At 65.3% G+C, this 11,667-nt stretch carries 7 protein-coding genes; 5 read left to right on the top strand and 2 right to left on the bottom strand.

Features of this window, described 5'->3' with window-relative positions:
• Positions 1–2: 2 nt before the first annotated feature.
• The gene (locus VF092_26310) at positions 3–503 is read left to right on the top strand and encodes a hypothetical protein (GenBank protein HEX6750828.1); all 501 of its coding nucleotides are present in this window, start codon (positions 3–5) and stop codon (positions 501–503) included.
• Positions 504–509: 6 nt separating this feature from the next.
• Here the strand turns inward: VF092_26310 and VF092_26305 are convergent, their stop codons facing one another.
• Entirely contained in the window at positions 510–3,308 is a 2,799-nt protein-coding gene (locus VF092_26305) for a phosphoenolpyruvate carboxylase (protein HEX6750827.1), read from the bottom strand.
• Between the two features lie 112 nt (positions 3,309–3,420).
• Complete coding sequence (locus VF092_26300; GenBank protein HEX6750826.1) at positions 3,421–3,618, bottom strand: hypothetical protein; 198 nt, start codon at positions 3,616–3,618, stop codon at positions 3,421–3,423.
• 879 nt (positions 3,619–4,497) lie between these two features.
• On the opposite strand from VF092_26300, the gene VF092_26295 reads away from it, so the two are divergent.
• From VF092_26295 to VF092_26280, 4 genes are all read left to right on the top strand, one after another.
• Complete coding sequence (locus tag VF092_26295; GenBank protein HEX6750825.1) at positions 4,498–4,602, top strand: RagB/SusD family nutrient uptake outer membrane protein; 105 nt, start codon at positions 4,498–4,500, stop codon at positions 4,600–4,602.
• Positions 4,603–4,754: 152 nt separating this feature from the next.
• A complete protein-coding gene (locus tag VF092_26290) occupies positions 4,755–6,017 on the top strand; it encodes a hypothetical protein (protein HEX6750824.1) in 1,263 nt (420 codons plus the stop codon).
• Positions 6,018–6,020: 3 nt separating this feature from the next.
• Positions 6,021–9,359, top strand: a complete 3,339-nt coding sequence (locus VF092_26285) for a tetratricopeptide repeat protein (GenBank protein ID HEX6750823.1) — start codon at positions 6,021–6,023, stop codon at positions 9,357–9,359.
• A gap of 530 nt (positions 9,360–9,889) precedes the next feature.
• The gene (locus tag VF092_26280; GenBank protein ID HEX6750822.1) at positions 9,890–11,425 is read left to right on the top strand and encodes a hypothetical protein; all 1,536 of its coding nucleotides are present in this window, start codon (positions 9,890–9,892) and stop codon (positions 11,423–11,425) included.
• The last annotated feature ends 242 nt before the right edge of the window (positions 11,426–11,667 follow it).

Genomic DNA, 11,667 nt, shown 5'->3' with positions numbered 1-11,667 from the left:
CGATGGCCGGAGGCGGATCCCGCGTGGTGCTGGCCGACACCAACGTCATCATCGAGGCGGTGCGCACCGGTTGCTGGGCCGCGATCACCGGCGGTCTGGCGGTGGAGACGGTGGAGACGTGCTGCGCGAAGGCGCGGACGGGGAGTCCGGGACGGCCGGGGTACGTCGCGATCTGCGACGATCACCTGCGCCGGCTGGCGCGCGTGCACCGCGTCACCGCGACCGTGCAGGCGGCGTTCGCGCTGGGCTACGCCGGCGCCGACGGGATGGACGATGGCGAGCGCGACCTGTTCGCGCATGCGTACTGCCGCGGCGGCGATGCATGGCTGCTCTGCTCGCCCGACAAGGCCTCGATCCGGGCGGGCGTGGCGCTGGGGTGGGGAGACCGGCTCTGCTCGCTGGGCGCGCTCGCCACCCGCGTCGGCGCGCGGCCGGCGCTCCGCGCGCAGTTCGGGGAGGCGTGGCTCGCCGAGTGGCGGACGCACTTCCTCCTGCAGGGGTGATCCCCATCATCCCGTGTTGCGCAGCCCCGCGGAGATGCCGTTGATCGTGGCCGCCAGGGCGTAGTTCAGCTCGTCGCTCTCCTCGCCGGCGCGTTTGCGGCGGAGGAGGTCGACCTGGATCAGGCTCATGGGGTCGACGTACGGGTTGCGCAGGCGGATCGAGCTCGCCAGCACCTGGTTCTCCTCCAGCAGCCGCGCCTGTCCGGTCACCCGCAGCACCGCGTCGCGGGTGCGCGCGAACTCCTCCTCCACCATCCCGAACACCCGCCCGCGCAGCGCCTCGTCGTCCACCAGCCCGGCGTAGCGCCGCGCGATGGCCAGGTCCGCCTTCGCCAGCCCCACCTCGACGTTGCGCACCAGGTCGTTGAAGAGCGGAAAGGTGCGCGCCATCTCCGCCAGCAGCTCCGCTTCCTCGCGCCCGCGCGCGGCGAAGCGCTCCAGCGCGTGCCCCACGCCGAACCAGGCGGGGAGCACGTGCCGGCTCTGCATCCACCCGAACACCCAGGGGATGGCGCGCAGGTCGCCCAGCCCCGTGCTGCGGCCGCGACGCGCGGGGCGCGAGCCGATGCGGGCGTGCTCCAGCTCTCCCACCGGCGTGGCCTGCTCGAAGTAGGCGAGGATGTCGGGGTTGTCGGCGATGCGCGCGCGGTAGAAGGCGTAGGCGTCGGCCGACATCTCCTCCATCGCGCGGTCCCACACCTCCGCGCGGGCGGGATCGGGTCGCGACGGGTTGGCCAGCATGTCGAGCGCGGCGGCCACCATCAGCTCCAGGTTGCGCTCGGCCAGCACGGTGTCGCTGTACTTCCAGTTCAGCACCTCGCCCTGCTCGGTCAGGCGGAAGACGCCGGTGAACGCGCCGGGCGGCTGGCTGGTGATGGCGCGGTGCGTGGGCCCGCCGCCGCGGCCCACCGTCCCCCCGCGGCCGTGGAAGAGGCGCAGCGTGACGCGCGTCTCCCGCGCCACGTCGTGCAGCGCGCGGTGCGCCTTGTAGATCTCCCAGGTGCTGGTGAGCATCCCGCCGTCCTTGTTGCTGTCGGAATACCCCAGCATCACCTCCTGCCGCCGCCCCCAGCTGTCCAGCAGCCGCGCGTAGTCGCCGCGCGTCCACAGCTCGCGGCAGATCTCCGGGCAGGCGCGCAGGTCGTCGATCGACTCGAAGAGCGGCACCGGCATCAGCCCCGGATCGCCCCCCTGCGCGGCGACGCGGACGCCGCACGCCTCGGCCAGGCGGACCACGGTGAGCACGTCGTCGACGCTGGTCGCGCCGCTGATCACGTACGCCTGTACGGCCTCGGGGGGATAGGTGCGCTTGAGATCGGCCACCGCGCGCATGGTGTCGAGCACCATCCGCGTGTCGTCGCCCGGCGGCGTGGGGAGACCGTCGTCGGTGGAGACGAGCAGCTCGTCGCGGGCGCGGGCGTGCAGGCGCGCGTGCTGGCGGACGTCGAGGGTGTGGAGATGGAAGCCGAACGTCTCCACCTGCCGCAGGAGCGGATCGATCAGCAGCGCGGCGAGCCGACCGCCGCGGTTCGACGCAAGCGACTCGCGGACCAGCCGCAGGTCCGCCGCGAAGTCCGCGGCGACCGGATAGGCGTGGGGGTGATGGGGATCGTCGCGCGCGGCGCGGAGCCGGGCACCCATGTACCCCAGGAAGCGGCGGTACAGCTCGGTCTGCGACCGCCGCTCGGGGACGGGGTCGAGCGTCCACCCGGTCTCCGCGTACCGCTCCAATGCGGCCGCCAGCGCGGGGGAGACGGGGGTCTGCAGCGTGGAGGTGCTGAGGCGCTCGACCAGCTGCTCGAGCGCGGTGACGTAGCGGTCGAGGATGGTCTCGCGCGCGGCCTGCAGCGCGTCGCGGGTGACGCCGGGGGTGACGAAGGGGTTGCCGTCGCGGTCGCCGCCGATCCAGCTGCCGAAGCGCACGACCTGCGGCAGCTCGGCGGGGGAGACGGGATCGCCGAACGCGGCGCGGAATCCGTCCGCGAGCCCCGCGTAGAGGCCGGGGACCGTCTCCACCAGCACGCGGCGATAGTAGTCCAGCCCCATCTGGATCTCGTCGCGCACCGACGGGCGGCTGCGGCGCACCTCGTCGGTCTGCCAGAGCGCGGTGATCTCCGCGGCGATGGCCTCTTCCTGCCGCGCGGCCTCGGCGTCGGTCAGCGGCAGCCGGTCGAGGCGTTCCAGCGCGCGGGCGATGCGGGCGCGCTTGAACAGCACCGTGCGCCGCGCCACCTCGGTGGGGTGCGCGGTGAAGACGGGGATCACGCAGACGTCGGCCAGGCGCGCGAGGATCTCGTCGCGGCCGAGGCCGGCGTCGCGGAGGCGGAGGAGGGTGCCGTGGAAGGTGCCGGGCTGCGGCGGGCGCTCGGCGTGCACCTCGGCGGCGCGGCGGCGGCGGCCGCGGTGCGCGGTCTCGGCCAGGTTGGTGAGCTCGAAGTAGGTGGAGAAGGCCTTGGTGAGCCGGTACGCCTGTCCCACGTCGAGCGCGGCGACGATCTCCGACGCGCGGTCCGTCCCCGCGGGCGACGGCGCGGGCGGCGATGCGTCGCGCTCGGGCGATTCGCCGCGGCTGCGGATCAGCAGGCCGCGCAGCTCCTCGACGGCGGCGTAGAGCGCCTCGCCCTCCTGCTCGCGCAGCACGCGGCCGAGGAGGATGCCGAGCGAGCGCACGTCGCGGCGGAGCGGCGCCTCCTTCTTCCCCTCGTCGAGCGCCGTCAGCTCCGCCAGCCGCTCCTCCTGCGACGGCGCGCGCCAGAGCGGCCCGCCGTCCGCCCGCCCGTTCGTCTCCACCCTCGTCCCGTCCACTCATCCTCCCGACAATTCTACAAACAGAAGTCTCTCACAGAGGGCACAGAGGCCACGGAGGACCGAATCTACAGTCCTTCCGTGGCCTCTGATACCGTCCACGCAGCCGCTCTCAGCAGAGGCAGGTGAGCACGGGGATGGTGACGCACGCCGGGCCGTTGCACGTCGGCTCGTCGAGCGTGCAGGCGTAGGGGCACGACGGGCCGCTGGCATCGTCGTGCGCGTGCACGGTGCCGCGCGCGTGCCCGGCGGCATCCGTCGCGAAGGATTCGACGCGAAGCTCGTCCAGCATCAGGCGGATCTTTCTCACTGCAACAACCTCCGGGCGAGTGGATTCCACATCGTCCACGAACTGCGTGGACGCGAACCGGCCCGCCCGCCCGCTAGTCTCGTGCCGCCGGAACACCTGACGCTGGAACCGAATCTTCACCGTCCAGAGAAACCTGTCGCGCGCGCCGATCCCACGTCCGCACCGTCGCCTGTAGTCCGCGAAGGCGGACTTCGTGTGGTTGTTGCTGCGAATTCATTCGCCAACAACCGGTTGCGATCGCGGCTTCCATCCCCCGGGGACTGCGCTGCAGAAAGAGCTTGTGACCTGAAGTGAGGCGGAATAAGCTTAGCCGTAACGAACCGTTTCTCCCTCATGCGCTGGATGTCTCGCTTCAGCGCGCAGCTACCCGCTCTTCAAGGAGGCCCGTTATGGCACAGTCCGATCCCCCGATCATCGTTTCGGGCGGCAACAGCTCCCAGTCGGTGCCGCTTCCCATCGCGGGCGGCGCTCTGCCGATGGATCCTCCGTTGCCCACCGACAACCCTGGCGCCGACCTGTAGCCCGCGATCATCCTCCAGGACAGCCGGGACACTGGGGGCCGGAACAAGCAGGGGTAGCGGAGCACTTCGCTCCGCTGCCCCTGCGCTTTCTCGCGGAGCCGGCTCATGACCCCGGCCGCCACCCCTCCAGCACCCGCTCGACGGTGTACGCCTGCGCGTCGCCGTTGCTGAGGAGGCGGCGGTTGGGGCTGGTGAGCGCGCCAGGGCCGGTGGTGCCGTGCTCGAAGAAGCGCGCGCTCCCGGGGCGGTACCATCAGCGCGTTCCCGCGCCGTCCACGCTCGACATCGAGTCCCACGCGACCTCGCCGACGTGGTCGTCCATCCAGCGGCTGCAGCAACTGCATCCCGCGACAGCAGCGTGCCCAAGGTCACGCTGACGCTCGACGACCACTTCCTGTTCTACCCGATCCCGCAGGCGGCCATCGACGTGAACCCCAACCTCACCCAGAACCCCGGCTACTAGCGCCGGGTGGTGACCGAGGGGATGAAGGAGGCCCCGCCGCGAGTCGATCTCGCGGCGGGGCCTCTCTTCACATCTGCCCAACCTTGACAGTCCGGGAGATCACCAACAAAATTGTTGTCAACAGATTTGTTGGCAATCAGTGAGGAGGAGTGATGGCGACTCTCAAGCAGGCACACGGCAACTGGGTGGCGGGCGCGGACCGGTTCTGGAATCGCGACGCGGAGATTGCGCTCTTCACGCAGTATCTGGACGAGGGCGCCAGCATGTACCTGGTGGCGCAACGCCGGATCGGCAAGACCAGCCTCATGCGCGAGGTGTCGCGACGGATCGGCGACCGCTACACATGCCTGCACCTCGATCTCCAGGATGCGAGTTCCGCTCCCGACTTCATCGCCGCGCTCAGCGCAGCCACACATCCGCACAAATCCCTGTGGACGAAGACGCGGGAGGTGTTCGGCAACGTGCTCGGCGCCGCCGCCGAAGCGATCGACACGCTCCAGATCAGCGAGTTGCAGCTGAAGATCCGGGAAGGCCTCGTCCACGGGAACTGGGAGGCGAAGGGAGCGCAGCTGCTGGCAGGGCTGGCTGCCTCCGACCGACCGGTGGTCCTGTTCATGGACGAAGTCCCAATCCTCGTAAACCGAATCCTGAAGGGCACCGACGTCAATGCGCTCGAGATCACGCCCGAGCGCGCGGCGGCGACGGAAGCCTTCATGTCGTGGCTCCGCGCGCAGAGCATCTGTCACAACGGCAAGATCCGCTTTGTCGTCACCGGCTCCATCGGATTCGAGCCGATTCTTCGCCAAGCGGGCTTGAGCGCGACCATCAACAACTTCCGCGCATTTCCACTGGAGCCCTGGGAGCCGGCGACCGCGATCGGATGCCTAAACGCGCTCGCGGCGAACTACAGGGTCGAGTTCCTCCCCGGCGCATCCGAGCGCGTGGTGGAGCGTCTCGGCTCCTGCATTCCCCACCACGTGCAGATGTTCTTCGGGCACATCCACGAGATGTGCACCAGACGCGGCAATCTGACCTGTTCGACGGAAGTTGTGGATCGTGTTTACGAGGAGCGGATGCTGAGCACCCGCGGGCATGCCGAGCTGAGCACCTTCGAGGAACGGCTGAAGCTGATGGTGGGCACGGCCATCCTTCCGTTCGTGCTGGACCTGATCACCGAGACTGCGGTGGTGGGCCGTCTCACGCCGGACGCGATCGCGGTTCTCCGGCAGGAGTTCGGGCTGGACGGGCGCGAGGGAATGGACCAGACGCGTGAGGTGCTGGAGATCCTCACCCACGATGGATACCTGCAGGACGGACCCGGCGAGTTCACCTTCGTCTCCCGTCTGTTGCGGGACTGGTGGTGCCGCCGGTTCGGCGCGTTCGGGTTCACGCCGGCCCTGGAGAGAGGAGCCTGAGCCATGCTTCCGAACTCGATGAAGTACAACCCGGCGTTTCTCGACGACGAGACACTCATCCGGACGTTCGTAGCTCGGAATTCGGATCTCGACCGGATTTTGGAGGTGCTCCGGGAGAACACCGGCGTTTCGAATCAGCACGTACTCGTCATCGGTCCAAGGGGGATCGGCAAGACGACACTCGTGCTCAGGTCTGCCGCGGAGACGCGCATCGACCCGATCCTGAGTGCGGCGTGGTATCCTGTAGTGTTTGGCGAGGAGACTTACCAGGTCAGCACGCCAGGGGAGTTCTGGTTGGAAGCACTCTTCCACCTTGGTGAGCAGACCGGCGAGCCACGCTGGAAGCAGGCTTACGAGGAATTGCTTCAGGAAGGTGATGAAGTGCGGCTGCGGGCGCGAGCCATCGCGCAACTGATGGACTTCGCAGACGAGCAAGGGAAACGCCTGCTGCTGATAGTGGAAAACCTGAACATGCTGATTGGGGCTCAGATCAGCGAGAACGATGCATGGGCTTTGCGGCAGGCGCTGATGAATGAGCCGCGCCTGATGCTATTAGGAACCGCCACAAGCCGTTTTGACGCGATTGATGACTACAACCAAGCACTGTATGAACTGTTCCGGATTATCGAGCTCCAACCGCTCGAACAGGAAGAGACGCAGGCTTTGTGGGCCTCCAACACAGGACAGAAAGCTCATATCAACCGCATTCGTCCGCTACAGATTCTCACCGGGGGCAACCCCCGTCTCATCCGTATCCTCTCGGAATTTGCTGCGAAGACGTCGTTCCGTTCTCTGATGGACGACCTAACCCATCTGGTGGACGCGCACACGGAATATTTCAAGCACCACCTCGACAACCTCCCCCCCCAAGAACGAAAGGTGTTCGTCGTTTTAGCAGACCTCTGGGATCCGTCGACAGCGCGGACGGTTGCCGGAGCGGCGCGAGTGGATGTCAACATCGCCAGTGCCCTTCTGAAGCGTCTGACCGAACGGGGGGCTGTGACTGCACCATACAAACGCGGTCGAACCCAATTTTATCAAGTTGCAGAGCGGATGTACAACGTTTACCACCTGATGCGTCGCAGAGGGCCGAGCGCTAGCCGAGTGCACGCCGTCGTGCGGTTTATGGTGAGCTTGTACCGAGGTGAAGAACTGGTGCAGACCACAAGGTCACTTGTTGAGGAGGCGCGTCGGCTCACGGCAGGCCAGCGGCGGGAACACTTTGCTGCTTATGAAGCGATCGTGCAAATGGTTGGAAAGGTACAGGTAACTCAAAAGATCGTTGAGGTAACTCGGTATGCATTCAAGACAATGCCCGACGTGCCTGCATCACTGCTGAAGCTCCTGAATCTCGAAGTGGAAGCTGCGCCGTCCAGCAACCATAGCGGCACCGGCAGCGAGCTAGCTCTGAAGGCGTATGATGATGCGCTTGCTCTCAATCCAGACGATGCCGAGGTGTGGCATGATCGAGGAACAGTACTCGGTCTACTGGGCCGCTTTGAGGAGGCACTAAATTCCTTTGAGCGTGCACTGCTTCTCAGTCCACAGATGTGTAGCGCTTGGGTCAACAGAGGTGTTTCGCTGAGTTTCCTTGATCGTAATGCAGAAGCGCTCGAATCATTTGATCGAGCGTTGGTGCTGGATGCAAACGCGACTCAAGCTTGGAGCAATCGGGGTATTATATTGGCAGATTTAGCTCGTTATGAAGAGGCTGTCGATTCGTTTGAACATGCGATTGCTCTAGACTCGGAGGATGCGGATACATGGTTCAACAAAGGTGGCGCCCTTGCTAACCTAGGACGCTACGTGGAAGCAGTCGAGGCGTACGACCATTCACTATCTCTACATTCGGACATGGTCGATGCCTGGGTTAACAGGGGTAAAGCGCTGAATAGTTTAAGCTCTTTCGAAGAAGCGCTAGAATCCTTTGAGCATGCGCTGATTCTGAACTCCAACGATCCAGAAGCATGGCTGGCTCGAGGTTATACGCTTGATCATATGGATCGTCATCATATGGCGCTAGAGTCGTATGATCGGGCACTTGCCCTTGAGCCAGAGAATTCTTATGGCTGGTTCATGAAGGGGAATACGCTACGTAGCTTGGAGCGTGACAAAGAAGCACTCGAGGCCTACGACCGCGCTCTGCAATTGAATTCTCAGGAAGCTGCTGGATGGTTCATTAGGGGAGTTCTGCTCAGCGAACTCGGACGTGAAGCGGCTGCGCTCGAGTCTTATGACCGTGGGCTGAATCTTAATCCGAACGATGCTGGGGGATGGGTTGTCCGAGGGTTTACGCTAATCCTACTCGGGCGTGCAGAGGAGGCACTGGGATCATTCGAGCGTTGCTTGGCTCTTGACCGAGCAGATTCAGTTGTTTGGCGCGGCATGGGAGACGCCCTCAGCGACTTGGGGCGCAATGGTGATGCATTATCTTCGTATGAGCGTGCGCTTGCCATAAATCCGAACAGTTCAACCATATGGCGCCTGAGAGGCGATGCGCTCCTAGGCCTCGGACGCAAAGAGGATGCAGTGGAATCCTATATTCGTGCGTCAGAATTGAATGCAGATGATGCTGATGCTTGGATCAGAATGGGAACCACGTTCGCACATCTCGGGAGAGCACAAGAGGCTTTCGATTCGTTTGACAAGGCGCTTTCGCGGTACCCGAGATCCTCAGCAATACTGCTCGCGCGCGGCTTGCTGCACCGCCAATTCCATAGGATGGAGAATGCCGAAGAAGACTTTAGGGAGGCTATTGCGCTGGACTTGCCGGACTCGAACGCGAAAAATGCGTTGGTTGAACTTCTGTTCGAAACAGGTCGTCACGACGATGCCATGCATGCGGCGCGACAGTTTGCTGGACAAGACGGGGTGTCCCCTGATCTGCTTAATGACCTAGCATGGGCAGTATTTGTGCTTGGCTATGATGACGACCTTTCAGAAGCCGAAACATGGGCACGACATGCTGTGGAGGAATTGGATACCAATGGGTCGTTTTGTCATACGTATGCGAGTATCTTAGGAAGACAGGGCAAGTGGGGAGATGCGCTTCAACAGGCAACAGTATTCTTGAGAGACGAACGTTTTTTGAGCGACTCTTTGGATGAGAGTATCGACTTTTTGATCGATGCTGTGGCAGTCGGCCACCAAGCTGAGGTTCTCGAAATTATTCAGTCAACTGGTCAGGCCGAAACGTTTGAGCCGCTCGTTGTTGCAATCCATTATCTGATCGGTGATCACGTTGATGTGGCTACAGAAGTCGCGGAGATTGCGCGTGACGTGGTGAAACGTATCGAAAATCGCCGTCGCTCGGCAATACGAGGCGCAATTAACCAAGTTTAGAATCATGGCTGACAAAGATGTACACTCCACCGCACTGGGGCCGCGTCAAATAAAAGGGCCGTGACGCAGAGTTGGCAGGGTCAGCAGTTTAAAACAGCTGTTCAACTGCTAACTCTGCATGAGAAAAATCAAAGGATTGAAAGCGCAGCGCAGGGGGACGACGCATCGCTCCCCCTGCTCCCCTGGTCATCTGATGCAGGACCGGTTCGGCCTCACGCCAAGACGCGGAGAACTCCGTTCCGTCTTCCGCGTCTTCGCGTGAGGCCATCTTCGCCGCCGTGCGCGGCCGTGTACCTCGCGGACCATTGACGTCGGTGGGGACGGCGCGGGATGCGGCGGGGGCGCCGCAGTGCCGGGTATGCGCGTCCCAGTCATCGCACTCCTCCAGTCCTCCCATTCATCACCCAACTCTTTGTCACTTCATGGCTTACGATATCACTCCGCGTACGGCGCAGCGCTTGCCTGCGACGGCGCGTGCAGGACCTTTGCAGGTCCCCTCATCATCTCACCTCAAAGATGGAGCGACGACCATGGCCATGCTGCTCACGCGCGAACGCTCGACCGGAACCATCCGCGACAACGGCACGTCGATCGTGCTGTGCGGCGGAGCGGCCAGCCCCTTCGGAAGCATCCTCGAGTACTGGGGGCAGCTGCTGGAGAACGGCGTGCAGCCCTTCGTGGTGACCTTTCCGCAGCCCGGCGCCGATCCCAACCCCGATGGGTGCTTTCGCGACCACACGTCTCCCCAGCTCCTGCCGCGTGCCTGGCGCAGCCGCACGGCCATGCTCGACGCGCTCAAGGCGTACGGGTGCAACCTGCTGCGCGTCTTCCTCTCCAACGGCGTTACCCTCGCCAACGGCGCCGTGACGGGGCTGTACCCGTTCGCGCGGGCGAACGGCGCCTGGCGCGTGGCCGCGGCCATCCGCGACAACGACCCCACCGCCTGGTCGCAGCCCTGGTTCGACCGGCTGCGCTCGTTCGTGGCCGACGCCGACGCGCGCGGCGTGGCGCTGCAGCTCTGCCTCTTCTCCTTCCACGACATGAGGAACACGCCGCAGCCGGTCACCTTCAGCTACTGGCCGCACTCGTGGTGGAACCCGGCGCAGATCGACGCGCCCGAGTGGGGGAAGGCGAACCTGGTGAGCGTGAACACCGAGGGGCAGGGGCTCGACGAGAGGATGAAGGCGCGCCTGCGCAGCCAGGACTTCCTGAACACCGGCCGGCTCGGGCTGATGGCGGTGCAGAAGCGGATCGTGGAGAAGGTGCTGGCCGCGGTGAAGCCGTACGGCAACGTGATCGTGGAGCTGATCAACGAGCCGCAGCTGCTTGCCGACACGGCGCATCCCGCGGCGCCCGACCCGGGCGTGTACCAGGCCCGGTGGCTGAACCTGGCCACGGGGTGGATCACCGACTGGTGCGCGCGGAACGGGAACGACTGGCGGCCGCTGATCTCCGCCAACGCCGCGCCGCCGGTGGACGGCGCCGCGCTGGACGTGGACACCTGGGCCGCGCGCGGCGAGCTGGCCGGGTACGCGGAGCTCGACGCCATCTCCTACCACGGCCTCACCGGCTACCCCGCGGGGAGCGTGGGCGAGGCGCACTGCGGCACCACGCACCTGCCGCGCTACGACCGCGACAGCATCCAGGCGCGCGTCACCGAGCACGGTGGCCGACACCGCGGCAAGGCGCTGGTCTTCTCCACCGACGCCGTCCTCGACGCGCCGCAGACGTACCCGGGCACGTCGGGAACGAAGGTCACCCTGTATCGGCGCGACGGGCAGGTGCGCACCACGCTGGGCTACGACGAGGTGGTGTCCATCGGCACCGAGCGGGCGCGCAACGACCTCGACAACTGGGCGTACCGGGTGCTGAAGCACGCGTTCGCGCGGCCGGGGACGGTGCACTTCCAGAACCACAGCTCGGTGAAGCTCTCCTTCCAGGCGATCGGCGCGGCGGCCGCGGCGGCGCAGGGCGCGCCGCCCCCGCCGCCCCCGCCGGACGACTACGAGCCGGATCTCGAGCCGGTCGGCCGCGAGCCCATCGAACGCGAGCCGCTCCGGGTGTGATGCTGAATCTCCGGATCGACTGTGCATTGCCGGGAAGGAATGTCATTCCGAAGGCGCTGCGCCGCCCTGTCTTTCATGCCGAAGCCGTGGCGCCCGAGGACTCTGTGGCCGGCTTCCGAGCCACAGGTCGCCTGTCGCTCGGACGCAGGCTACAGATTCCTCGGGCGCCGCCCGGCATCCGCGCGGTTGAAGATCCGGAGCGGCGGCGCCACTCGGAATGACATCCGATATCCGATCCGATT

Origin of the sequence: Longimicrobium sp., assembly GCA_036377595.1 — a bacterium.
In the GTDB taxonomy this organism is placed as follows: domain Bacteria; phylum Gemmatimonadota; class Gemmatimonadetes; order Longimicrobiales; family Longimicrobiaceae; genus Longimicrobium.
Note: the sequence above shows the minus strand (reverse complement) of the source record. Positions and strands in the feature narration are given on the sequence as shown.